Source organism: Pseudoalteromonas sp. APC 3224, from assembly GCF_030407535.1.
GTDB lineage: Bacteria > Pseudomonadota > Gammaproteobacteria > Enterobacterales > Alteromonadaceae > Pseudoalteromonas.
In genome coordinates this window covers 1-26173 of sequence record NZ_JASDDF010000050.1, presented here as the reverse complement: position 1 = coordinate 26173, position 26173 = coordinate 1, and the positions used below count along the sequence as shown (strand labels likewise).

21 protein-coding genes, 2 tRNA genes and 1 pseudogene are annotated in these 26173 nt (G+C 38.6%); 7 read left to right on the top strand and 17 right to left on the bottom strand.

Going from position 1 to position 26173, the window contains the following annotated elements:
- Positions 1 to 12 precede the first annotated feature (12 nt).
- From QL989_RS18075 to QL989_RS18065, 3 genes are all read right to left on the bottom strand, one after another.
- Complete coding sequence (locus tag QL989_RS18075) at positions 13 to 1455, bottom strand: SIR2 family protein (RefSeq protein WP_290171520.1); 1443 nt, start codon at positions 1453 to 1455, stop codon at positions 13 to 15.
- Between the two features lie 67 nt (positions 1456 to 1522).
- A complete protein-coding gene (locus tag QL989_RS18070; RefSeq protein ID WP_290171519.1) occupies positions 1523 to 2107 on the bottom strand; it encodes a toll/interleukin-1 receptor domain-containing protein in 585 nt (194 codons plus the stop codon).
- 58 nt (positions 2108 to 2165) lie between these two features.
- Positions 2166 to 2765 carry a TIR domain-containing protein gene (locus QL989_RS18065; RefSeq protein ID WP_290171517.1) on the bottom strand — a complete coding sequence of 200 codons (600 nt, stop codon included), beginning with the start codon at positions 2763 to 2765 and terminating at the stop codon, positions 2166 to 2168.
- 670 nt (positions 2766 to 3435) lie between these two features.
- Here QL989_RS18065 and QL989_RS18060 point away from each other — a divergent pair.
- Together QL989_RS18060 and QL989_RS18055 are read left to right on the top strand one after the other, a co-directional pair.
- Positions 3436 to 4992 (top strand): hypothetical protein, encoded by a 1557-nt coding sequence (locus tag QL989_RS18060; RefSeq protein WP_290171516.1) that lies wholly within the window; start codon positions 3436 to 3438, stop codon positions 4990 to 4992.
- Entirely contained in the window at positions 4985 to 7597 is a 2613-nt protein-coding gene (locus QL989_RS18055) for a UvrD-helicase domain-containing protein (RefSeq protein ID WP_290171514.1), read from the top strand. Before QL989_RS18060 ends, QL989_RS18055 begins: the two co-directional genes overlap by 8 nt.
- On the opposite strand, the gene QL989_RS18050 is transcribed toward QL989_RS18055, so the two are convergent.
- From QL989_RS18050 to nudE, 11 genes and pseudogenes are all read right to left on the bottom strand, one after another.
- Complete coding sequence (locus QL989_RS18050) at positions 7564 to 8142, bottom strand: hypothetical protein (protein WP_290171513.1); 579 nt, start codon at positions 8140 to 8142, stop codon at positions 7564 to 7566. The two genes, QL989_RS18055 and QL989_RS18050, sit on opposite strands and share 34 nt — an antisense overlap.
- The gene (locus tag QL989_RS18045) at positions 8139 to 9290 is read right to left on the bottom strand and encodes a TniQ family protein (protein WP_290171512.1); all 1152 of its coding nucleotides are present in this window, start codon (positions 9288 to 9290) and stop codon (positions 8139 to 8141) included. The genes QL989_RS18050 and QL989_RS18045 overlap by 4 nt, the downstream gene beginning before the upstream one ends.
- Complete coding sequence (locus QL989_RS18040; RefSeq protein WP_290171510.1) at positions 9290 to 10195, bottom strand: TniB family NTP-binding protein; 906 nt, start codon at positions 10193 to 10195, stop codon at positions 9290 to 9292. The genes QL989_RS18045 and QL989_RS18040 overlap by 1 nt, the downstream gene beginning before the upstream one ends.
- Entirely contained in the window at positions 10188 to 12080 is a 1893-nt protein-coding gene (locus QL989_RS18035) for a Mu transposase C-terminal domain-containing protein (protein ID WP_290171509.1), read from the bottom strand. Before QL989_RS18035 ends, QL989_RS18040 begins: the two co-directional genes overlap by 8 nt.
- A 2-nt stretch (positions 12081 to 12082) precedes the next feature.
- Positions 12083 to 12739 (bottom strand): TnsA endonuclease N-terminal domain-containing protein, encoded by a 657-nt coding sequence (locus QL989_RS18030; RefSeq protein WP_210795973.1) that lies wholly within the window; start codon positions 12737 to 12739, stop codon positions 12083 to 12085.
- 130 nt (positions 12740 to 12869) lie between these two features.
- Positions 12870 to 13733: pseudogene (locus QL989_RS18025) on the bottom strand (magnesium chelatase domain-containing protein); the annotation flags it as partial.
- A 300-nt stretch (positions 13734 to 14033) separates the two neighbouring features.
- The gene (locus QL989_RS18020) at positions 14034 to 14648 is read right to left on the bottom strand and encodes a trimeric intracellular cation channel family protein (RefSeq protein ID WP_008108278.1); all 615 of its coding nucleotides are present in this window, start codon (positions 14646 to 14648) and stop codon (positions 14034 to 14036) included.
- Between the two features lie 481 nt (positions 14649 to 15129).
- Positions 15130 to 15206: transfer RNA gene (locus QL989_RS18015), tRNA-Met, on the bottom strand.
- 67 nt (positions 15207 to 15273) lie between these two features.
- Positions 15274 to 15350, bottom strand: a tRNA-Met gene (locus QL989_RS18010).
- A 141-nt stretch (positions 15351 to 15491) separates the two neighbouring features.
- Entirely contained in the window at positions 15492 to 16289 is a 798-nt protein-coding gene (gene cysQ, locus QL989_RS18005; RefSeq protein WP_008108277.1) for a 3'(2'),5'-bisphosphate nucleotidase CysQ, read from the bottom strand.
- Positions 16282 to 16854 (bottom strand): ADP compounds hydrolase NudE, encoded by a 573-nt coding sequence (gene nudE, locus QL989_RS18000; protein ID WP_008108276.1) that lies wholly within the window; start codon positions 16852 to 16854, stop codon positions 16282 to 16284. The genes cysQ and nudE overlap by 8 nt, the downstream gene beginning before the upstream one ends.
- Positions 16855 to 17118: 264 nt before the next feature.
- Between nudE and yrfG the strand changes: the two genes are divergently transcribed.
- Positions 17119 to 17766 (top strand): GMP/IMP nucleotidase, encoded by a 648-nt coding sequence (yrfG, locus tag QL989_RS17995; RefSeq protein ID WP_290171505.1) that lies wholly within the window; start codon positions 17119 to 17121, stop codon positions 17764 to 17766.
- Here yrfG and QL989_RS17990 read toward each other — a convergent pair whose 3' ends face one another.
- From QL989_RS17990 to QL989_RS17980, 3 genes are all read right to left on the bottom strand, one after another.
- Positions 17767 to 18390, bottom strand: coding sequence for a dUTP diphosphatase (locus tag QL989_RS17990; RefSeq protein ID WP_198522375.1), 624 nt, complete (start codon positions 18388 to 18390; stop codon positions 17767 to 17769).
- 52 nt (positions 18391 to 18442) lie between these two features.
- Positions 18443 to 18811, bottom strand: coding sequence for a YacL family protein (locus QL989_RS17985; RefSeq protein ID WP_198522374.1), 369 nt, complete (start codon positions 18809 to 18811; stop codon positions 18443 to 18445).
- Positions 18812 to 19122: 311 nt separating this feature from the next.
- Positions 19123 to 19347: a hypothetical protein gene (locus QL989_RS17980; protein WP_054202800.1), complete on the bottom strand. Its 225-nt coding sequence runs from the start codon at positions 19345 to 19347 to the stop codon at positions 19123 to 19125.
- 315 nt (positions 19348 to 19662) lie between these two features.
- Here QL989_RS17980 and uvrD point away from each other — a divergent pair, with 315 nt between their 5' ends.
- Genes uvrD through QL989_RS17960 form a run of 4 tightly spaced genes read left to right on the top strand, consistent with a single transcriptional unit; the run spans position 19663 to position 25903 of the window.
- On the top strand, positions 19663 to 21828 hold the full coding sequence (uvrD, locus tag QL989_RS17975; protein WP_290171503.1) for a DNA helicase II: 2166 nt from the start codon (positions 19663 to 19665) through the stop codon (positions 21826 to 21828).
- Positions 21806 to 23896 carry a GNAT family N-acetyltransferase gene (locus QL989_RS17970; protein WP_290171502.1) on the top strand — a complete coding sequence of 697 codons (2091 nt, stop codon included), beginning with the start codon at positions 21806 to 21808 and terminating at the stop codon, positions 23894 to 23896. The genes uvrD and QL989_RS17970 overlap by 23 nt, the downstream gene beginning before the upstream one ends.
- Positions 23865 to 24989: an ABC transporter substrate-binding protein gene (locus tag QL989_RS17965; protein ID WP_290171501.1), complete on the top strand. Its 1125-nt coding sequence runs from the start codon at positions 23865 to 23867 to the stop codon at positions 24987 to 24989. The genes QL989_RS17970 and QL989_RS17965 overlap by 32 nt, the downstream gene beginning before the upstream one ends.
- 56 nt (positions 24990 to 25045) lie before the next feature.
- Positions 25046 to 25903: a chemotaxis protein gene (locus QL989_RS17960; RefSeq protein WP_290171499.1), complete on the top strand. Its 858-nt coding sequence runs from the start codon at positions 25046 to 25048 to the stop codon at positions 25901 to 25903.
- Positions 25904 to 26173 lie beyond the last annotated feature (270 nt).

The window sequence follows — 26173 nt, the reverse complement described above, 5'->3', positions numbered from 1 at the left end:
ATAGAAGTATTATTACTTACTTAACCTATTTATAAACTCTATTACTTTAGGAACTTTATCTAACAATTTAATTTTGTCATCAGCCAATATATTCAAATATTTTTTAGCTAACTCCGGTTTCGGGTAATATTCATCAAGTTGAGGCATAATACGCTCATAAATGGATTTTGCTGCAAATTCAGTTGCTGCAATTGGTATGCAAATATTTCCTAATTCATGTGATATCTCAAACTCTCTTATTACTCCATTTGCTTCCACAATTTCATCATTTTGCTTTTTATTCCCAAAAATAAATATTGAAATACCGCATAATGAAATCATCTTTTGTCTATAATCTTCCCATAATTGCTTTAGCTCTGTATTACCTGTTTGAAATTGAGGAAAAGGCCGTAGCACGAGTTGCGACTCTGAATATTTCATAGGCCTAGAATATATAGCTTCTAATGCTCCATTGATGACAGAGCTACCAACACCCCATCCAAATCCATTAACAACTCTCAAGTCACTTTCTATCAATCCCTTTGATAGCTGATGAATAAAATCAATAGCTTCCTGACGTTCGAAAGGACTATAAACCTCAGCGCTTCCTGATATAAAGACTGTGCGCTTTTTAAAACGCCTTTCAATTTCTCCAAGGATATCTGTTATTTCAGAGAAGTCTGATACAAGTAAGGTTTTAATACCATATCTCTTCAAATCATTTATTATGAGCGCTTGTTTTCTTAAGTTATAATCATAAGTAGCCTGATCAGGGTTGGCTTTATCCCCTAACGTTGGTTTTTTTGTTATGCAATAATGCTGTTTTTTGTCTTGTGAAAATCTAATATTTAAACGGCTCAACACATAATCTAGATTTGGATCTGTAAAACTAAAACCAAGAAATAAAAATGTTCTCGTTGTAAGCTCTCCAGTTAGTGCATTAATAAATGGTTCATGTGTTTGGTGATACTTTTCATATTGCTCCTTTGTCAAAATTGCATCCGTAGAGTGCAAAGCATCGCCATGCATTTTGTATAAGACTAAATCTCTTTTAGTTCTACTCGTTAAGAGCTGCTTAGCGCTATGCTTTATATCTGGGACTTTCCCTTCTTTGATAAACGTATCTTCAATTATAGAGTCGTAATTAGTAGTCCAAATAGACGTAATAGGTAAACGAGCCAGTATTCGATGGTTTTCTGTTTCCTCAGTATCTTCGACAAACTCATCAACAATTTTTTGACTTAATCTATCTCGAGTCCCATTTTCATTAACGTGATACTGCGCAATTGATACGAGATCTGTTTCAATATCAATATTTAACCCTAGCTCATGAGCTATATCTCGTAATAAATCAGGCCAATTAACAAAGCCTGCTGGAATAGAGAGGCCGGCACCTGCGAATACTGATGCTGTCCCTTCATGTAATTTTTTTACATAATCTTTAATAAATGATTCTACTTCATTACTAAACGTCATTGGGTTCTAAGTTCCTTTTATAATGAGACATAATTTTAACTGAGCCGTGTTCATAAAGTTATACCCTCTAGTACCCTCGCCAATCCATACTTCCCTGACCAAAGCCTTTAAGGTGTTTCCAAGCCCCATATTTTTTTACAAAAATATCCTTCGAACCGTCAGTATATTGTCCTTTAGTAACAGTAGGGTACAGTGAAAGGTACTCTTGCCCTACAAATGTTTCAGTCTCAAAATCAAGTAATGGTAGTATCGCTACACCATCAGGCCTATACCCATCAAAAAAACCTAACTCCCACGGCATCCACTTTGAGTTTGAAGAGTTATCTGTCGCTATATAGATTAGACTCTTAGACTGGCGCAACCTAACTCGTAAAAGTTCTGCAGTTTCCTTGTTTACCTTATCTCTCGATAGATGTTTATCTGTATCCCAATCCACATAAACAGTGAGCCCTTCTTCTTCAAGTAACTCTTTTACTCCAAGAACCAACTCGGCATCATCTATTGAGTGAGAAAGGAATACATCAAAACGAGTGTTGGAGCTTGATGACTCAAATGATTCAGTTAATCTGCCTTTAGCATTAAATGCTCTGCTGCTTCGATTTACAGAAGCTTGAGCAGCCCTTCTTGCTTCTTGTTTTGTAAAATATGCCATTTATGTTATGTGCCTTAATTATTATAAGTTTATTATCCGATTAGATGTATGGACTTCGTTAAGCTAATAACTTTCTCAAGTTTTCCCATGTCCAGCGATATAATCTCCCTGCATTTTCAACAGCTCTATACTCTCCATTACGGTAACCAATTAGTTGAATTACTGGCTTTCCCTCTTGTCTTGCCATTGCGATCTCGGCAAGCACACCTGGGGCTCTATAGGTTTCAGGCCCAACAATAACCATAACGATATCTGATCTTCTGATGGCTGCACGAGCTTTGTCTTTCCAGTTTGCCTCTGGCGCCGCTTCTTTTAAACTATGGTCGATAACCATAAATGGTGATTGCTCCAGTTTCGATTGACCTATCACAAAGCCTTTCAGCACTTTGTCATTATCAAAATCAAAACTAACAAAAACTTTTTTCTTTATAATCACATTCTTTTCCCCTATTTTGTTTATTAATGCTCCTGTTGCACTACCGAAAATAATGCCTCCAATCCCAGGAAATAACATATTACCGAGTAACCCACCAATGACCGAGCTAATGATTGGAGAGGAATCTAGTGATTCTTTGTGTGAGTAACAATAATTGCTTCCATTTATAGCCAAGTTAGAGCATTTATGACCTTTTTTTGTTGAAGCTTTACACTGTCCCATTCGTTATGAACTCACCCGCAACTTAATATAAAGTTAATATATGGCGATTATTTAAACATATATCAAGGGCAAAAGTATCACCTTTTTCAATCATAATATTTGCTAGCGAACGCCGCATTATAGTAACTCGTGGATAATTATGGATAGCGTTCCTCAAACCATACATACACGTAAATTTTGAGCTTCGTTATGCTTACTTACGAGAAAAAATCTATGGAGCCTTTTTTCACCTTAGCTACCAAGACTACAATCAAGAAAATAACCCTATTTAACTAGCAAAATAAAATAACTAGTAATTAATGTAGAATTACATCACTATAATGTTTTGTTTTGGTGGCTTGCGCATTAAATTTATGTAGCTAAGGATATTATTATTTCTGAGTTTAGTATTAATTCATTAACAAATTTCGACGACAAATATTGGAGAGTCGATTGGTTTGGCTATCTTAGTTACGAGGATGATTCGGGGAAACGCCGTAGTGAGCCACTGGTTGATATATACTTATCACCATTCATCGAATTTCCCACACCTGGTAGCTTGAATTACAAATACTCTACGGACCTAAAACAAACAAATGTCATTCAAGTCCCTGTGAGCTACCTTCGGGTTATTAGGTTAGGAGATGTTTGGCATAATGGAAAAAGAGTACCGTTAGAATACACAGAAAAAATGCGAGAAAAATTCAGTTCGGTCACTATTACCCCTGAATCGGCTTACACCTCGATAGCTGGCGCAAAGGGAAAGCTAGATGATAATTTACTTCCATTTACTCATCATCCGTATCATGGAAAAGCTACCAAAGTACACTGTGAATTTGTTAAGCTAGATGAAGATAAAATATTAGTATTCCCTCATTATATCCTTTTACAAGCTTATTTTTCGAAATCTCAATACGTCTTTCAGCAACTGTTCAAATTTGGATTACAATTCGATTCTATATACGACCCATCACAATCTTATTTGACGAATGACGGGCATGCTTATATTTTATTAAAAAAGTGGACTCATGATATTGCTGCGCCAGAAGTAGCAAGATTGGCATTTGATGAAGTGGCGGCAAAAGCTATTCGTGGACTTAGCGAAAACTTATCACTCCAGTGTGTAAACAACCGTCCTGTTAGCCCAAAATTAAAGTTCCCATTTGAAGGTGAAACCACTCTTGACGTTTATGGAAAATGGTGCCCGTTGGCTTCAGGTCGAAAAGTGTTCATTGTTTATGATATTTTAAGTTGTGATTCAAGTTACCCCTTTAGTTCTCTTGAATATTTCCGAGATAATCCAGGTGATGAAAACCCTTTAAACCCATCTACTCAAGGAGAAAATAACAAAGACACACACCTGCAAGGAAGGCCAAAACCTAAAGTGCCTGAGGTAGGGGATGTTGATATGCGACCAAGTAGTGAACCAAAAAATAATATTGACGAGCTCTTAGTTGAGGGGAGAGCAGGTACGATATTTAACGACTTAACAAATAAGTATATCGACAAGAGAAGACAAAAAGCTCACTTAGACGATAGTTCGCCTACAACCTATCAACCTTTTGTGGGTGGGCTTGAGGGAGGTAACACTGGTGAGGGTGATACCCAAGGAGTTTCTGCTCCAGTAGATTTTCGGCTGCCGGATAGTGAGTCAGAGAACAGGTTTATATTTGATCATAAAATTTGCCGCCTTACCCTTTTTCAGCAAGTAGTTAATGAAATAGAAAATCTTCCAAGAGTCAAAAACATTGAATACATAAGTATTAATCGAGCAGTTACTGACTGTAACTCGATATTTTCACAGTTTCCCGTTACTTTCACTGAGGGAGGACGAAAGTCGACTTGGCAATATATAAATTACTATAAAGGATTTAGGCAAGAAGGCCGAGAAAAGTATCGTCTTAGGCAAGCATTAATTGCACGAATAACCCTTTATACCGGCCATGAAATAACACTCATTGAAGTACAAAGACGAGTTTTCAAAGTTAATGATGGATGGGTTGAGCTAGATACAACATCACTATTATTAAGTACCACGTATTACGCACCTTCATACACAGAAAATCAGTTATCAACTTTGCTTGAACGTTGCAGTGAATCACGAGGAACATGGGAGCATATAGCTGCATACAATCAAAGTCAGAGCTTATCCATAAAGCACCCTTCAAATAACACAATATATGAAGGTAGTTATGCTGATAGACAAATAGCAATTATAGAAAAAAATTTGGAGTTTAGCTTTGCTTAAACTTTATAACAAAATCGCTTCATTTCTCAAAAGCAAAAAGAAAGCCACAGTTTTTTGGTTCACAAACCAACAGTTAGCCAATAAGTACAATATATCCGAGCTAATCAAGAGCAACAAGTGTCAGCTCGACACTCTAAAAAGTAATTCCACTGAAATAGACCAGCTCACAAAAGAAAAAAACGCTCTAGAAGATGAGTATAAAAATAAAACCATTATGTTCAATGAGTTAAAAAGCTCTATTTCCGTAGAAAAAGAACTGCATGCGGAAGAGTTGACTGGTCTACATGATCAATATCGCAAGTTTATTATTCAATTTTGTAAAGAACGCAATATACGCTCGCCTTTTGATAAACTCCCACTGAGGGAGCCTATTGTACAAAAAGGTTTTTTTAGCTTTTCAAAAGTCAAACAGACTTTATTTCTAGAAAAACTGCAAACTTTAGGCATCAGACCCAACGATGAGCAATTGGCTATGCTATTTTGTGAAAATCCAGCAGCTTGTATTCAGGCTGGTGCTGGCTCTGGAAAATCCACAATGTTGGCTGCAAGGGTTGCCTTTCTTCGCTTGGAAAATGATATTCCTTTTTCTAATATTACAGTGACCACCTTTACTAAAGAGGCCCGGAGTGAGTTTATTGAAAAACTTGTTAAAAATGTACAGTTGCTGTCGAATGTTCCAACCAGCTTTGGCGAGAAAGAAGCTCGTGATGTTGTAAGGACCTTTCATGCGCTTGCATATAAAGTAAATAAAGAGTTTGGTGACGGGAAGCGTATTATTTTAGGAAATTGGACGCCAATTTTTGAAAATAAAGATGGTGAAATAGTAGACATTGAGAACTTAGGGGCCTTATCAGAGAAGGAGCTAAAAGAAAATTATAAAAAAGACACGACAATCCCGCGCATGTCAGATTTGATGCAGCGAATATACGAATACCTTTATACCAAAGACACTAAATTCAAACAAAAGATTGACTACTTATTCCGTGCATCAATTAAACAACTGTGTTTTAACCAAAAATCACCAGAGAAAAATCCGTTTTATCGGGCAACCCCTTTAATAGAGAAAAGTTTATCTAAACAGTTATTTCACGATTGGTTAAATATAGATTTGGAAAAACATCGATCTATTGCACAAACCTATCCACCAATAGATGATTATTGGTCTTGTGGAAATTCTAAGCAAAACACAAATTTGAAGTATCACATATATTTACCAAAACAAAAACTTCGTGTTTTTCTAAGTCCCGATATTAATATTTATGATAAGGTAAAAAAATACGATGATTTTTGTGATAGTAAAAGAAGTCTGTCTAGCTGGCTGTTTTTTAGAAAGTTATTTGTATACTATAAAGCAGATAGTAAGTACATATGGGTTGATTCAGAAGAAGCTTTAATGAGGCTACTGGAACGTGAAAAACAATTCGATGAGTTCCCTCCAGAGTTCTCTTATGCTTGTGTAGGAGAGTTTGCCAAAAAGCCCAATGAAAAAGACTTTATACCAGTTTATGGTCAATTCAAATCTTTATCAGACTTTATCTATTCGTTAGGAAAATCTATTTCAGACTTTAGTTCAGCTGAAAGCGAAAGGTTACTTTGCTATGTTCCAAACCACGATAAAGTATTCTTGGAAGCATGCATAACCTTTAACGGTGCACTTGAAAAACTTTTAGAAAAAGAGAATTTGATTTCATTTGAGCAAATATTTCATACATTCCAAAACTCTGAGCACCCAGCATTAAAACTTTGTAATGCTGAAAGCTTATCATGGTGTAAGCATCTTTTGATTGATGAGTTTCAAGATATTTCTCCTAATATTATAAAGTTCCTCAATAACTTAAAAGCCATATATACAACTAAAACTAAATCAGGCTCTCTTATGTTTGTTGGAGACAGCAATCAATCCATCTATGTATGGCGAGGTAGCTCATATCTATATATAAAAATGCCTGACACTTTCTTTCCAGTACCCGATTATTTTTCAATTCTACCGCTTAAAGCTAACTATAGAAGCGCAAAACCGGTAATTGAACTAGCTAAGATACCACTAGTTAATATTGGTTCTGAAGACTCTGTAGTTCCAGCCAGAGAAGATTTAGCTTCAATGGAGTGCAATCTATCAATAAAAAGACCATATACGACGAAAGGTCGTAGTGAAACTTTAGATTACGACTTGCTGTGTAAAGAACTACAACGAGAAGTCAATCGAGTTAAAGCTACTCCTGAAGACCCTGTGTATGTTCTTTTTACAAGACATAGCTTAGCGAAAGATACAGGGCATAAAGAGTGGGATTCATTGTTTCAATCCCTAAAGAAATCAGGAGAAATTAAAGATCTAACGATACACACCAGTAAAGGTTTAGAGGCTCGATCTGTATTTATCTTAGGGGATATAGCTCCAAACACTTGGAATCCAATAAAAAATGCTATGTATGAATGGTGTGAAATAGGCACCACTTTTGAAAATGCCCAATATCACGAAGCTAACTGCCTTTGCTACGTTGCAATAACAAGAGCAAAAAATAATGTTCATTGGTACATAGACAGGCTTCAAGATAATGGATTAGCTCGAGCTTACTTTGAAAAGTGGCCATCAATTGTAAGTTGACTTAGTGGAATACTGACTCTAGCATCTTGTTTATCAAGTTGTCCTGATTCACAAAGTACAAACCACTGAGTGTGATCTTGATCAAATCTTCTGTTATCACCAGAAATATAGGAGGATAAGATATTTTCAGTAAACTTACCCAATGGTTTTCCCTCTTTCGCGCTCATTCGTCGATAAGACAAAGCCTTTGCATATGCGCCAGGATCATCACGAGCTAATTTTTTCATAGATATCTTATCCGCTCTTAATAGCTCAGAGTGCTGTTTTGCAACTTTTACTAAATCAGCTAGTTTAGCTATGAACTCTTCGGGCTCATCTTTAGCCTGAGTTTCAACAGGGTTATTATAATATTCGTTGATAACATATTTATCATTGCTAGAAAGTCGGTTTGTTAACAGCTCAATTCTTACCTGCAAATAAATAAACCGTTCGGCATATTCAATTAGCGTTGCTCTGTCTGACTCTTGGAGCAACGCAAACTCGCAATTTAATCGCTCTTCGAGATATAGCGCATCATTTTCAAAAACCTCTTCACAATCACTCATTCTGGTTTCCTCATATATGGTAAATGAAATAGTTTATTCCTCTGATAGCTCTTTAAAACTTTTTTAATGACCCCAGAGTCTTCATAGCCTAGTAGGCGGTTGAGAGCTGAGGCGTTCAACCGTTTATCGTGTGCAATTAAGTAATCAATAGCAGCAATAACGGACTGCTCACTTGGAGGACTATTTGGGCTATACAAATTTTGTCTGATATTTTTTTCTAACCAATAGGGAATTAGAGGTCTCTTATTTGTATTATTAGTAAAATCTGAGTAGATTAATTTGTTGTTGATACAAAAAGCCATAAATTGACTTGGCCAGTTACTAAAAACACCTGTAAGCAGACTCATACACTGATAACGCAAGTTATGAGGAAGCATATCGGGGTCTTGGATATTATCCTTTTCTTGGTCCCTCACGACCTCCCTGAGAACTAACCTCATTAAGTGTCTCAACACTTGAAAAAACGAAAATGAGTATATCCAATTAGATCCAACTTCTAATTTAATAAAGCCTTCACGTAATATGCGCTCATATAAAATAGTATCTTTAACGACATCAGTTTTTGCTATGCATGCAACGGTATTTTTTAAATCAAAAGCACAATGAAAACATTGAGTAATAGCTCCTAGGAATGGCATTTTATGAGGCTGCCCTACATCATTTAAAAGTGGTCTGATTGGGCTGGAACATCTAGGGCACCTATCATACAACTGACAAGCGTGACGACTGCACACCGTTATAAATGAAACTCGCCAAACTTTCCTGTAATAAGGTTCACCTTCCGCTAAGCACAGTGGGCAATACTGTAAACAATAACGTCTGTGATTATTTTTCTGACTTCCGGTTTGTAGAATGCAAGCCTTTCGATTCGCTTTAGGAGTTGAGCTAGCAAATAGTTTACCCGAATAGCTATCTAGTGTTGTTTCTCTAGATCTAAAATAAGTAACACGTAACGGCATGGAAAGCTTTTGTAGAATCTGCTCTGTAACAACATAATCGAGGTTGTAGTAGGTATTCCTCATTTCAGGTATGAGCAAATAGCAAAAAGAAAATACGTTTTGCCCATTTGCTCTGGCAACACGATAAACCCATGACGAAAATAGCTCATCTGGTAAAGGCTGTGGATGCACTGGAAAAGCAGACGTCATTAACGATTACTCTTCTTACGTTCTTTAGGTGACTCATAATCGATTTTTTCAAGTAATTCTAGCGTTATACTTTCAAGCCCACTTCTAATTGCAAAAATCGCCGCTTGAGTGAGTATGTCTGAAACCTCTCCAAGCAAGCCTTCACTCATAAAATACACTTTCTGAGCAATAGCTTTACTCTTTAGATTTGACGAATTAGCTAAAGGTAGCATACGTTCAAAGCTTGCCAGTAAACGACGAAAATCGGTATCCATTTCCCATCTTGGTAATAATGAAGGTTTAAACCGGTTATCAAGCTGAGGGTCTGTTTTAATAGCTCTTAAAGCATCCTTAGTTCCTAGACCAACTATAGGTATCTTTAATTCATTACTTAAATTACGAATAACACTTAAGAAGACTCGTTGTTTATCTAAAGGGCCAGCAAGTAAAGAATGAATTTCGTCAATAATGAGCATTTTTACATTACAGGCAGCCATTATCGTTTTTACTTGATGGTGTTTTTTTTCTGCTGAGTCTGAAGGCCTAAAAGGAGCAAATAGCTTAGATAAAATATTACTATACAGTCGTGACTCGCTTGGCGTAGGCGGGGACTGAATAAACAATGCTGGTATAACAATACCTTCATTATCTTCACGCTCGTATGCTGGGTGCAAGTCAATAAAGCGTTCCGCAATCATTGTCTTACCGCTGTTACTATCCCCTACTATCAACATACATGGCATTCGATGCTTCTTAGGGTAAACGAGTAAATCTTCAAGTTTACCCAATATATCAATCGCCTTAGAATAACCAATCCATCTTGATGACAAAATATATTCAATACGTTCTTCATTACTCTTATCAAGTAAAGTGCGAACATCTTCGTTCAAGTGATCAAACGAATTATTGCTAGTATGTTCAATCACGACGCACCTCTAACATTTCATCAAAAGGCTGTATATCATCGTCATCTTCATCATTTATAAATTCTGTTTTAGTTAAAGGAGCTTTTTCATAAACTTCAGGTGAAGATATCGCGGTTTTCTCAGCATTTTTTCTTCGTTGAACAGCTTTTCTACTTTTTTTAGTTTTAATAACAGCTTCCTGCTCGATTTCCCTCATAGTCTCTAATGCGCTAAAAATCATTTCTTCATTTACATGAACAGCCCCATCATCTTTTAATTTTTTCTGTACTTTCCTTAGCTCCCATATGGTCATAGATGGATGTGCTGTGTTTCTGTATGGAATAGGGAAGTAACACTTTAACTGCGGGTCAAAAAACCATATTGTACTGATATCTCGAGGGTCTCGACGGCAAATGAATTTTCGTTTTAACTTACTTCGACCTTCAACAGTTGCATTGATCCAAACTCGAAGGACATCACTGTAATAACAAATATCATCAATACGAATGCCATAATCTTGTACGGTTCTTTCAACATAAGGAAGCAGATTGGTCTTAAGTGTTTCTTCATCATCTATCTTTCTTGGCATACCAACACCTTTCGTGTTTTTAGTACCTAAAACTCCTTCTTCAAATTTTTGATATGGAGTAGTATTAATTCCTGAATGCAATTTGTGATGATAAGATTTTGTAATTAAAACAGTGAGCCAATGCTCAAACTCTTTTAACGTTAAGGCTGATTGCTTATCTGAATCATAACCTCTTCTCTGCTGTGTGTTGGAAAATGTTGTTCCTGGTAAAGTGTGTATCTCTTTAGCAAATGTACCAAGTAGACGCTCAATGTGCCCACCAAAATGAGGCCTACCAACAGGGCGCCATTCAATAGAAAAAGCATATTCTTGGCATGCTTTTTTCAACATATTTCCACGAAACTCTTTTGCATTATCGGCATGGACAGTTCTTGGTACTCCCCAACAAGGCCAAGACGCATCTATATCATATTCAGCAAGAAACTTATCCTTCGGCAAGATCACATTTGAAAGACACATACCAACAGCTAAGGCACTTGGCTTTTCAAAAGAGATGTAAAAACCAGCTACCATTCTGCTGTATACATCGATTGCCATTGTTACCCAAGGACGCTCAAGAGGTAATCGATAAACATCATCTACTAATATTATATCTAAAGGTGTGTGGTCAATTTGAATTACAGCATAAGGGTAGTCAGCATGCGGGAACTCCCCCATACTCATATGAAGCGCATCATGAATTTGGTCTTTACTACAGCGCTTACGTATTTTCAAATCCTCAGATAAGCTTTTGATACGATTTCTTACCGTATTAACATGAGGAATAGTCAATGTCGCTTTCCTACACTCTAGCTTGACTAAGCGATGTACCGCTGCAACTGACTTCCTTTGCTTATTTAAATATTCGCTTTCAATACATGCATCAATGACTTTCTCTACTTCACTTGATAGTTTTTTACTACCGGAGTCACTCCTTGTTTTCGGGGACAGTATCATCAAAGATGAATCCGCTTCGTATAACCGTAGCCACTTATAAATTGTATTTATATGGTAGCCGTGCTCTGTAGCTACACTTTTTACTTCTTCAACAGTCCGGTCATGCTTATGTACCAAAGGTTGAATAATTTCCAATCGTTGCTGAGCTACTTTCCAGTCATCATCTTCGATAGCATCAATAACACTTACGCGTCTATCTTCTGGTGAAGGGGGCGATAAAGACAGCTCTGATATTCTGAGCTTTTCAATTTGCTTTGTATGGAAATTTTCTGCTAATACGTAATCTAAATTAGTAATTTGCAGTACAATATAGTGCGTATCATTATGATAAACGGAACTTCCTTGCTGCAAGGTAAATTCTTTTCTCGCTTTTCTAGGCATATCTATCTCCCTATCCAGATACGTGAAGACATAGTGATAGGTAAATTTAAATCCAAGTTCACTCTTTTTGCCGCAATGAGCCACCATAAAGAAGGTAGAATCTCAGCTTGTGCCCATTTATCGTTAAATAAAGACTTAATCAATTGTTCAACACTGCATTCTCTCATTGAATGAAGTGCACCAAATATTAACTCCTCGTGAGATTCATTGAGTGCATCACGTAAATATGGTTGTAAAAATCGAGCATTTTCCATATAAGTTGTGCGTATCTCATTTTCAGTAAACAGCTTGAAGCGCCAACCTTGCTCTTTTGCATAACGAATTGCGGCCTTAAATTTTGGTTTAAGGTCTTCCCAATTTTTTTGAATATCACTGCGGTATTTAATTTCGCAAAGTACTATATTGCTATTGGAGAAAGATGAACGACCCGATATGTAACTAAGCAATACATCAGGGGTGTATTTTCTTTTTCTACCATTTGAATCCACCCATGAAATACAAACTGGTTGAACATCATAGCTTTCTATACAGCTATCAAACTCAATCATTGTTAAAAAGTCGCGCTCAAGTGAGGATTCAAAAAATGCATCATTGGCTTTTTGTGAATTTGCCAATCCTGTCAGATTTCTATAATTCTTTGGTATTGTACGTACAGACATAAAATTAAACATCACTCATTAAAGGTGTAGATTACTATTCAATACATCATATCGATGTAATTGATAACTACAAGCTATGTACTTTTTAAATAAGATGTCTAATTATTACTTTATAGTGATGTAATTGTCATTTAGGGTTAGACGAGCCACCCACCAGCGCTACTGCAGAACAAGTGTGGTGCGGGTTACGAAACGGTCGCTGACGCCAATTGGTTAAATCAATTGAGTGGCCAATAATTGAATATAAAGCAGCAGTATCAATGGCTTCATCATCAGACATGGTTGGCATTATGCTGGCCATTCGTTGTGCAAGCATTGATTTTCCGGTTCCTGGTGGACCTAAAAATAGTAGATTATGCCCACCAGCAGCAGCAATTTCTAATACACGCTTTGCACCAGGCTGGCCCTTTACATCGCTTAAATCGAGTAAAAAATCTGGCGCTTGGGTGCAATCAGGGTAGGCAATGTTAAGCGGTAAAGGTTGTTGATTGAGCAAGTCTCCCCATACCTCTTGAATAGAGCTGACGGCTTTTCGTTTTACACCACTGACAAGGCTGGCCAAACTGTCGTTTTCAAGAGGCAGAAAACAGCAACGATTTTGCTCTTTAGCACCAAGCACTGAAGGCAAAATGGCATTTACAGCACGTATTTCACCATTAAGTGCAAGCTCACCGTAAAATTCATACTTGTGAATATCAGGGCAAACTATTTGTCCCGATGCGACCAAAATACCTACCGCAATCGCAAGGTCAAATCGCCCTCCATCCTTAGGAAGATCGGCAGGTGCTAAATTAACGGTAATACGCTGATCGGGAAATCCAAATTGCGAGTTTTCTAGAGCACTACGTACTCTATCCTTGGCCTCTTTAACCGACGCCTCAGGTAAGCCGACGATATGAAAGGCGGGTAAACCATTCCCTAAATGCACTTCAACCATCACCTCAGGGGCGTTGATCCCCACCTGCGCGCGAGAAAATATACGGGCTAACGACATTCCTTATCCTAGGGTCTGCTGACCTTTCAAGGTTAAATTTGCAGCAGTCTGTTTGGTATTTAGGCAAGGCAGAGCCTATGTCGTGTGGTTACTCCCCATAAATAGGCGATAACACAGCATTAATGCCAAACAGGCGCTGCCCGAAGGGTTCTGCCTAGGGGCGATTTACTCTTTGTTGCTCGGTTTTCACTTAGTCCACTAGGTTACAAACCTCGCGCCGCGATTAAATCGCCCCTAGTTTGAACAAACTTTAATCCGCAAAGGTCAACAGGCCCTAGTTAACAGCTGTATTAACCCAGTTTAGTCAGGATATTTAAAAACATGTAATATAATCTTCCATTTAATCGCCGAAAAACGTAGCAATAAGGTCATTAACATACTTAATATCATTGCCACTTCCACCGTTAGCGATAGGTTGATACTTAATGTATAGACAATGCCGCCAGCAATACAGGTAATAGCATACAGCTCACCTTTAAGCAGCATTGGAATATCGCGGGCAAGCACGTCGCGAATAAGCCCACCAAAACAGGGGGTTATTACAGCCATAATCACAACCGTCATATCTGGCATACCAGCCAATTGCGCTTTTTGCGCTCCCATGACCGCAAAAAAGGCTAAGCCAAACGCATCAGCGGTTTGCAATACATAGTATGGAATGGATTTTTGCTTATTGATCAGTCGTGTAGTAACCAGAACCGCCACCAAAATAGCGTAGAAGTAGCTTTGGTCGTGTAACCAAAATACGGGCTGGTCGAGTATCACATCGCGAACGGTACCGCCGCCAATAGCCGTAACAGTTGCAAGTACAACTACACCAAAGCCATCCATTTTCTTTTCATAGGCTACCAAGGTGCCTGAGATAGCAAATACCGCCACACCTATTAAATCAAACCAGTGATAAAGTTCAGTCATAATTTTGATTACAAAAAGTTTTAAAGAGTTTAGTGCATAGCATACTAAATATTCAGCAATAACACTTTCAAAAAGTAGAATTAGAAAATAACAGTAAGTAAGAATACTAAAAATAGAGTGAATAAATTTAAACTCAGGCATAAAAAAACACGCTTTAGCGTGTCGATTTAATAAAACATATTATTTCAGTGGTTGCGGGAGCCAGAGTTTGTAAGGAGCGAACCGACGACCTTTGCTGGCTAATGGAGAGCTGAGACCGACGAGCTACCCATTTCACTGAATTTTAGGCATAAAAAAACACTCGTATAGAGTGTCGATTCATTCTTACAATTTATTTCAGTGGTTGCGGGAGCCGGATTTGAACCGACAACCTTTGCTGGCTAATGGAGAGCTGAGACCGACGAGCTATCCATTTCACTGAATTTTAGGCATAAAAAAACACGCTTTAGGCGTGTTGCTTTACTATAACTGTTTATTTCAGTGGTTGCGGGAGCCGGATTTGAACCGACGACCTTCGGGTTATGAGCCCGACGAGCTACCAGACTGCTCCATCCCGCGCCTGAAATTGCAGATTTATTTATAGTTGCTTACATTACAACTTGGCTTCCAATCCTCTAAAGAGAATTGGTTGCGGGAGCCGGATTTGAACCGACGACCTTCGGGTTATGAGCCCGACGAGCTACCAGGCTGCTCCATCCCGCGCCTGTAATTTCTTAGTAACAGTTTTGTGTTATTCACAAGCCTGTTTCGAAGAGAGCGCTATAATATAGGAATAAACCTATAATGCAAGGTTTTACTAATTAAAAGCGTTTAAGTGAACAAAAACCCATCAAACAGTGGTGTTTACAGTAATCGTTGATGTGGATTTATCATTTTTTGCCACTCCCAGTCGGGATGACCCATAACAATAAAGTCAGGATTTTCTGTGCTTTCTCTTTGGTTATACGTTAAAGGATTAAATTCAGCGTCGGTAATACAGCCGCCCGCTTCTTCAACAATAACTTGCGATGCCCCCGTATCCCACTCACCTGTAGGACCTATTCTTAAAAAACAATCTGCTTTACCCTCAGCAACAATACACGCCTTAAGTGAACACGAACCTAAAGCCACAGTTGCAAATTGCGCATTTAGATACTGGCTAACTGCTTCTATTTTTTGGCGGCGGCTTACAGCCAAAGTTAAACTCTCGGGCGGTGCAACAAATATTTGTTTATCGTGCTCACCTTCACGCTTAAATGCCCCATTTTTAGCCGTTGCATAATAGGTCACGCCCTTTGCTGGCCAATGAATAACCCCCAACACTGGGTGGTTATTTTCTATCAATGCAATATTAACGGCAAAGTCACCACTTTCGAGTATAAATTCACCGGTGCCATCCATTGGGTCAAGCAACCAATAACGTTGCCAGTGCTGTCTATCTTGCAACGCTGGAATGGGGGTTTCTTCTGACATAATAGGAATGTCAGGAGCAAGCGCATTTAAACCCGCCACGAGCACATCATTTGCAGCTAAATCTGCTTTAGTTACTGGCGTATTATCTGATTTTTCTTGCTGACCAATATCGTCTTTTTTATACAAAGACATAATGGCATCCCCTGCACTTTGCGCAAGCTCAATACATGGCTCTAGAAGTTTATTCATTAATGTCTCCTGAGGCTAAATACTTATCTAATAATAGCAGAGCCGCAACACTACGTGCTTCAGTAAAGTCAGGTTGCTCTAATAACGACTGCCATTGTGAAAGTGGCCATTTCACAACCACTAAGGGCTCAGGCTCATCGCCTAGTAAGGTTTCAGGATATAAATTTTTAGCAAACAAAATATGCATGGTTGCGTTAAAATAGCTCGGTGCCATAGTGACCGTTTTAAGCGGTTTAAAGTATTCAGCGCCAAAGCCAATTTCTTCTTTGAGCTCTCTGTTTGCAGCCTGTTCAGGCGTTTCACCTGGGTCAATGAGCCCTTTGGGAAACCCTAACTGATAGTCATTGGTGCCTGCACAATACTCACGAACCAGTAATAACTCATTTTCAGTGGTCATAGGTACAATCATAACGGCTCCACGACCACCGCCGCGAATTCGCTCATACTGACGCTCTTCGTTATTTGAAAACTTAAGCTCTAAAGACTCCACAGTAAATAAGCGACTTTTAGCGACAACATTATTACTGAGAATTTGTGGTGGTGTTGGGTGCTTTTTCTGTGTCATGGGCATCAATTTGCTATCATTGCAGTTATACTAATCATATACCCAAATGAGTATAAGATGCGAGTTTCAGTTTGAATTAAAAGCAATTTAATTGAGCTAATAACTCTCGGGTTTAGCTAAGGTTAATTCTTTATTTTAGGCTACGAATACGCTCTTAATATAATATTGCCGGATTTATACCTTAATCACTCAATTAACAAAGCTCATTAATCTACTTCATCGCAACTTATTCATTTCAAAAAGTAGTTTTCACAAGGATACATCATGCTCAACTGGTCAAAAATCGATACTGTATTACTCGACATGGATGGAACTTTACTTGATTTACATTACGATACTGACTTTTGGCTCAATGTTGTACCCCAACAACATGCTCTGGCTCAAAATATCAGTTTTGAGGAAGCCCGCGCAGATATCTTAAAACGCTATCAGGCTGTGAGTGGCAAAATTCAGTGGTACTGCTCTGACTATTGGGAGGCACAGCTAAACTTACCTATTCTCGAACTAAAGCGCCAGTCTGCCCACTTAATCAAAATTCGTGAAGACGTTCCGCATTTTTTAACTGAACTTAGACGAGCAGGTAAAGAGCTCATTTTGCTGACTAATGCCCATCCTGAATGCGTCATGCTTAAATTTGAACATACCGCTATTGATAACTATTTAGACGGGGTGGTATCGACTCATGAATATGGAGTAAGTAAAGAGCAACAAAGCTTGTGGCATAAAGTGCAAGGGGACTTAGGGTTTGATAAACGCCGCACTTTATTTGTAGATGACAGTTTACCGGTATTAAATGCCGCACGAAAATACGGCATTGAGCATTTAATTGCGGTTGCTAACCCTAATAGTCAGCAGCCACATAACGATATAAGCGATTACTTAAGCGTAACCGACTACCGCGCTATTATATAATTAGCTTTTTGGGTAACGCGCTACTAAGCCTTGATATACCTGTTTTGCAAAATCTGCATGTTCAGTATCAAGGCTTTTAACTACTTCTACTAAGTGTTCGTTATCTTCTTGACCATGCCATACTTTAATGTAGCTGCCATCTTTGTAGCCATGGTCCTGGCGGAAAAAGTTTAAAGTATTTTTACCAACATAACCACGGTATAAATCGTCAATATCCATGCCCATTTGTGCCATACAACCGGCAAATGCTGATGCATTAAACGCTTTATTGGCAACAGCACTGGCCGCTAATAATTCAAGTGTTTGCTTAAAGTCATCACCTTGTTGTGGTGCACTCATTTCGGCTTGTAGCTGTGTTGCTATTTGCTCGTAGCTAGTCTCACCGTCAATACGCAACGATAAGCCAAAATGAAAAATATCAACCAGCTCTAAAATCACCTGCTCAGTATCTGGTGTTTGTTTTTTCCACCATTTCCAACCGTAATGGTCTAACATTTCTGCACATTCAACCCAAATAGCTCTGTACCATTCAAAGCCTTGGCTAAACCATTGCTCATGTACTTTAGTATTCATGGCATTTTGCATTTCTAGCATAACAACTAGCTTGTTTAAATTGGCAGACATATTGGTTCCACTGTTGGATTTATAATTAGGGTAATAATACAGATAATATAACTTAACGACCAGCCGAAAACTCATGCCATGAGTTGATCAGGTCAACAAAGTCTTCAAAACCACAACCGCTGCTTAAATCATTCTCTTCAAGCATTAGTTCGTCATCTTGGTAGGCTAATATATCTTCGTTATCTTGATGCAGCGCATGCGCTTCAAATAACGCTTCATCTTTAGAAAGGATCAGGTCAACTTCTTGGCCTTTAAGTGTTAACGGTTCAAAGCTTGAACTCACCGAGCTAATAAGCGCCAGCACCATAGCCACTTTGTCTTTGCCTATTTCTTCGTTTAACCAACGACCTATTATTGCGTGTTCACTGCTTATTTTAATTCGTAAACCACTAATAGGGTCACGTATAAATTGATATTCCATAACTTTATTCCAGTACTGCTAATTACAATAGATTATAACCTAGTCAGTTATGAATAACGCAAGCCAGATACAAAAATAGCGCCGCAAGGCGCTACTTAACCTGAACTCTGGTTAAGAGATTTACTAACATATTGAATAAAATGATATTTATGTTTATTTTCTCTAGCCAGAGATTTTCAGTGAAAACAAGGCGAAATTACGCGTCAATAGCTAGTCTATTGCAAGTAAATTCAACGCAGTTAGCGCTCAAAATAGCTGCTAGAGATAGATTTATTATCCAGAGTTCAGGTTATTTAGTATCATCAATATAGCTAACCGCCTGAGCGATAGCGGGCAGCATCAATAATTGCCCATAAATGGAATACGGCTCCAACAATAGCTGGAACAACTAAGAACCATAACGCGTAACCGCCAAAAACCAAAATGGCAAACACCAGCGCCGATAAAATACGACCCTGCACCAACTGCCCTAAACCCGGGAAAAAAATATTACATAGAGCGGCTATTACATTTCCGCCAGAACCTTGTTGAGACATACTAACCTCTGTAGTTTAATTAATTTTGTATTTGTACTTATTATTTATACTTACACACTTTATGCCAATTTATTAAGGCTTACAAATCATACAGTTAAATTATTACGAATTTATCGCTTTAGTATTTTTTGCCAAAAATAAGTCAAATTAGCAATTTTAAATAGCTATTTTAGTTACTTGCTCAGTTTATACTGTTCACTATTCAACAACTTAAATACCTATTTTATAAATAGCTGTTTATAAAAACAGTATTTTATTTAGCCTAACAAAAACACCTGTTATACTGCTCTCATTATTGATTAAAAAGGCGTAACGATGGACGTTTCAGAATTACTCGATGGCTTAAATGATAAACAACGCGATGCCGTTGCAGCGCCATTACAAAACATGCTGGTATTAGCAGGAGCAGGTTCAGGTAAAACTCGAGTATTGGTTCATCGTATTGCCTGGTTAATGCAAGTAGAGCAAGCCTCTGCCTACAGTATTTTTGCGGTAACCTTTACCAATAAAGCCGCTAAAGAGATGCGTTCAAGGGTTGAAGAAACTCTAAAAGCCCCTGTTGGCGGCATGTGGATTGGTACTTTCCATGGTTTATCGCACCGAATTTTACGGGCGCATCACCGTGAAGCAAATTTACCTGAAGCCTTTCAAATTTTAGACTCTGACGATCAGCTTCGTATGATCAAGCGTTTGTTAAAATCTATGAATATTGATGATAAAAAATGGCCAGCCAAACAGTTTGGTTGGTACATAAGCACTAAAAAAGACGAAGCTCTGCGCCCTAAAGATATTCAGGCATACGATATTAACGAGCAAATGATGCTGCGCGTTTACGCAGCCTATCAAGAAGCTTGTGATAGAGCGGGCCTAGTTGATTTTGCTGAAATATTACTACGTAGTTATGAGGTTCTTAAAAACAACCCAACCCTGCTTCGTCATTATCAGCAGCGCTTCGCACACATGCTAGTAGACGAGTTTCAAGATACCAATACTATTCAGTATGCATGGCTAAAATTACTTGCGGGCGACACTAGTAGCATTATGATTGTAGGTGATGATGACCAAAGTATTTACGGTTGGCGTGGCGCTAAAATTGAAAATATCAAACGCTTTTTAACAGACTTTGATGCAGAGACGATTCGCCTTGAGCAAAACTATCGCTCGACTGCCACTATTCTTAAAGCGTCTAATGCACTTATACAAAATAACTCCGAGCGTATGGGTAAAAGCTTGTGGACTGACGGTAACGACGGCGAACCAATTTCTATTTATGCTGCCTTTAACGAGCTAGATGAAGCGCGCTTTGTGAGTAGCAAATTACGCAGCTGGCTAAATGCCGGAAATGCGCTACAGGATGCGGCTATTTTGTATCGTAGTAATGCGCAATCGCGGGTACTTGAAGAAGCGATGCTACAAGAAGGTTTAAAATACCGAATTTATGGTGGTATGCGATTCTTTGAGCGTCAAGAAATTAAAGATGCGCTATCGTACTTACGCTTAGTAGGTAATCGCCAAGACGACGCCGCATTTGAGCGTGTAATTAATACCCCAGCCCGTGGGATTGGCGACAAAACATTAAGCCATATACGTGACTGCGCTCGCGCTGAATCTTTGCCGCTTTGGTATGCTGCTAAAGCCATTGTAGAACAACAGCATTTATCGGGTCGAGCAGCTGGCGCTGTAACAAAGTTTGTAGAGCTTGTTGAGCACATTGAAGACAAGATTAGCGATCTTACTTTACAAGAACAAGCTAAATACACAATTCAAACCTCTGGCCTTATGGCTATGTACCAAGCTGAAAAAGGCGAGAAAGGCCGCGCTCGAGTAGAAAACTTAGAAGAATTAATTAGTGCCTGCGATCAGTATGAACTCCCTGAAGAAGAAGAGTTTAGCTCGCCACTACAAGGCTTTTTAGCTTACACCTCACTTGAGTCTGGCGAAGGTCAAGCCGATGAACATGAAGATGCTGTACAAATGATGACGCTTCACTCAGCTAAAGGCTTGGAGTTTCCTTTAGTGTTTATGGTCGGTGTTGAAGAAGGTATGTTTCCATCTCAGCAAAGTAATGAAGAAACCGGCCGTTTAGAAGAAGAGCGCCGCCTTTGTTACGTGGGTATGACCCGTGCTATGGATAAGCTGTATATAAGCCATGCCGAAAGCCGCCGCTTATATGGCCAAGAGAAATATCACAGCCCATCGCGCTTTTTACGTGAAATACCCGAAGACTGCGTAGAAGAAATTCGCATTAAAACACAAGTATCTCGCCCGCCTACAGCCGGTCGCTTTAGCGCTTCGGTTAGCCATGCTGCATTTGAAGAAAGCGGATTTAACTTAGGTCAACGCGTGCTGCATGCAAAGTTTGGCATTGGCACCGTACTTAATTACGAAGGCAGTGGCGCACAATCTCGCGTACAAGTTAACTTTGACGACTTAGGCAGTAAGTGGTTAGTAACAGCTTATGCAAGATTACAAGCCGTTTAACCGCGTTGTAGAGCGTGTACAGCAACAACTTGCGAATGCGAAACATCGCCAGTTACTGCTGCTTACAGGCGATAAAAACTGGTGTTATGAGCAATGTACTCAGCTGCTTGCTCATTTGCAGCACCCTTCTTTTGTACTGTCAAAAAGCACTCATTTAATTAATGCACATTGGCCAGAGCATACCCACCAAATTTTAGGGCAAGAGTGCGCCCATGCTGTTTATGACGGCTACAGTGGACTGGTGCCAGATAAACTAGCTGCGCTTAGTGGCGTTGTGCAAGCAGGTGGTTTTTTAATTATATTGCTACCCGAACTTAAAGAACTTGAACACTGGTGTGATGACGCCCTTCCCTTATTTCAATCTTTTGGGCAAATGCACCCTTACAGCTTTTTTAACCAACGCTTAGCTCACTTACTAAGCAAAACTACTTTACTGCATTTTAGCCAGCAAAATGGTTGGCAGTGTATTACCGATACGAATCTATCAACTGGTGAAATTGACTTTACCGAGCAACAACAGTGTATTGAATTAATAATAAAAACGGCAAACGGACGAGCAAATCGACCATTATTAATTAATGCAGATCGGGGAAGAGGAAAATCAGCCGCATTAGGTATTGCAGCAAGTAAACTCAGCGATAAAAATATACTTATTTGCGCTATGCAATTTCGTGCTTTGCACAGTAGTTTTAAGCACTTAGCGAGTGCGCTTGATATAGAATATCAAGCTGGCGATAAACACATTGCAAACATGCACTACGTGGCGCCTGATCAACTATTGAGCGAACAACCGCAGTGTGACTTACTATTAATTGACGAAGCAGCAGCAATCCCTGTTCCAATTCTCATAAAAATTCTTCACATTTATCCTCGCGTGGTCTTTTCAAGCACTATGATTGGCTATGAAGGTAATGGTCGCGGTTATATTTTAAAGTTTACTCGTTACCTCAAAACGCATTTTAAGAACATGCGTAGCATCAGCCTTGAACAGCCTATCCGCTTTGCAAAGCATGACCCTTTAGAGCATCACCTTCGCACACTCTTAGCTTTAGATGCAGAACACCACAGCGCTAGTTTGAATACTACTCCTTTGCAGTTTAAGCATCTGCAAGCAAATCAGCTTGCTAGCAACGAGCCACTGCTTCATCAAGTTATTGGCTTACTAACACTGGCACATTATCAAACCAGTGTGAATGACTTACGTCACTTGCTAGATGCTGCTGGACAACGGCTATTTGTTTGTCAACAAGGTGATAATATTCTTGGTGTTTGTTTAGTAGCGATAGAGGGTGGCTTTACTACATCGTTGAGTAATGAAGTAGTGCAAGGTAAGCGCCGCCCTCAAGGGCACTTAATGGCTCAAAGCCTTGCACAATTAAGCTTTAAACCTGAGGTATTAAAACAACACTGCGCTCGCGTGGTACGAATTGCTATTGACCCAGAACAGCACAACAAGCACCTAGGAACACAATTACTTCATTACAGTGAACAGCAATTACAAAACGAATGTGATTGGTTTGGTGCTAGCTTTGGGGCTAATGCGCAATTACTTAGTTTTTGGCAAAATAATGACTTTAATTTGGTAAAGCTGGGTTTTCAAAAAGATAAGGCAACCGGCGAACATAGCGCATTAGTTATTAAAAGCTTAACTAAAAATGACCAACTACTAGAGCATTTAACAGCCCAGTTCGAAGCTGATTTTCCTTTGCAATTGCTCAGCCATTTTAGTCAGCTAGATTATAAACTGGTAGCAAAAATTGTTTCACGCTTTAATACCCATACCATCAGCATAGCCGATCAATCAAGATTAAAGTCTATGTTAACAAGTGACTATCAGCTCTTTAATATTAAACCTTTACTATGGAGGAGTTTTTGGGCATCTCCTCTTAGCTTGCCAAATGATGAGGATAATTTCCAATCTGTTTTTATTAGGCTAGTATTACAAAATTGGACACCTAAAAATATCCAAACTGAGCTAGGTTTGAATGGCACCAAGTCATTTAATATATTATTAAAAAAGGCTGTAGATAACTGGTATGAGCGCACTTCGCATAATAATACACCTTAGCATTGCCTCTGTCGCATTAGCCTTAGGGCAGCCTATAGCCTATGCAGAGCAAGATAATAGCAAAGTTATTAAACTTGGTATGTCTACAGCACTTAGCGGACCGGCTCAAAATATTGGCCTACAGTTGCATAAAGGCAGTAGCATTTACTTTAACAAGGTTAATAATGCTGGTGGTATAAACGGTGCTCAGATACAACTTCTAGTTGCTGACGATAACTACGAACCAAAGCAAACCGTTAATAATACCCGTACTTTTATTTATACCGACAAAGTCGATGCACTGTTTGGTGCTATGGGCACCCCAACTAGCCACGCTATTATACCTTTACTAGAGCAGTCACAAACCCCGTTCATAATGCCTTTTAGCGGGGCGAGCTTCCTACATGATAAATCACGCGCTAACATATTTAATCTAAGAGCCAGCTATAATGACGAAGCCGCAGAGCAAATTAAATACTTAGTAGAGGAGCGTAAACATACAAAGATAGGGCTATTTATTCAAGCAGATGAGTTTGGCTTGTACGTCGAATCAGGGCTAAGAAAAGAGCTAACAAAATATCAACTTTCGCCTATAAAAGTCGCGCGTTACCAACGTAATAGTCATGATGTAGCATCAGCGCTTAATGCATTACAAGCCAGCGGGGTGACAGCTATCTGTTTAGTTGGTACCTATGCGCCACTTGGTGAGTTTATAAATAGTGCATATGCGAAGAACTTTACCCCAGACTATACTAGTGTCTCTTTTGTACCTAGCTTTGACTTATTTGATGAAGTATCTTCTCCCTCTCATATTATGGTTACTGAAATTGTTCCCAATCCACTCACTTGTAGCGATGATTTTTGCAATGAGTTTTTAGCTGATATGCAAGCAAGCAAGATTACAAAACCCAATCGTCTTCATTTTGAAGGTTATATTAATGCCATGGCATTTAGCAAGGCAGCGGCAAGCTGCAAATTACCACTTAAACACTCGTGCCTAATGAATGAGCTTAATTCGCTGTTAATAAATGATAAAATAATCAAAAAGTTTTTTATTGATACAAAAAATAAAAATAAGCGTAATGTATATCGCTCTTATTATGTGAATAAATAAGTACCTTCCAAATATTGTTCTATCCTTAATATACAAACTAAGTATGTGAGGAAACTATGGACTTAATTAACTTTAAAGTGGGTTATAAAACCATTTCACTTAAGATTCTTGATATCTTATTAACGGAACAATTTAATAATAACCTCACGGTGTTACCTAACGACAATAAAAGCTTTTTGGGCGTTAAAGATTATATGGGGATCCCAACCCCTGTATTTGATCTTGGAATCATTTTAAATGGAGTTTCTACTGAGCGCAGTAATTTAGATGCTTTAAAGCAACTTAAATCTTGGCAAAAACAACTAATTGCTTGGTTTAATAAATTAGAGCAAGAACTACTCGTTTCGCAAAGCTCGTTAAAAACAAATCAGTATGAGCTTACTGATTTTGAACAGTTTTATACAGAGTTTAAAACGGATAATGATGAATTAAAAAATACCATGTCACGCTTTGATAACCCGTTTAAATCGCTCCTAAACAAATTGGCCAGTGCGATAGATGCATATAAACAAGGCAACAATAAACAAGTCGGTACTCAACTTGAGATTATAAGAAGGCATGAACTTATTCACCTAGAGCGTTTATTTGACTCGGCAATAGAGCAAATCACTTTAGATTATAAACCTATTATTGTTTTTACTACTAAAGATGGGTTGAACCCTCATATAGGCCTGTTAGTTGATAAAGTGGAAGATAATATTGAATATAAAAAAGAGGATATTAAACCACTAGATAAGCTCACTGAAGTTGGTTTTGATATTGACCCCCAAACAAGAAACATGATGTATGGTCTAATTAAGCTTGCTGATAAACATAGTGTACTTATTGATCCTAGCGCAATATTTAAGCCCAAAGAGCTTGAACCAACTAGCAGCGCTCAAGAGCAAGAAACTGAAGCCTATGGACTGTTTTAAGAATGCTTCCTTTACACCCGTAAAAGCCCGACTCTTTTGAGTCGGGCTTTCTACAATTTGAAGCATGGTAATGTCGTAGTGTCCACAGCGATGGAAAGCCACATAACAAATGGGATACTCTCTATGCGTCGGGAGTCGCTTCGCTCGCCCAACCTACGCGATAGTGCTGGGTGAGTGTGTGCTTTTTACTTTTCTGCAGACGTAAAAAAGCCCGACTCTTTCGAATCGGGCTTTCTTGTATTTGGAGCCTGGTAATGACCTACTTTCACA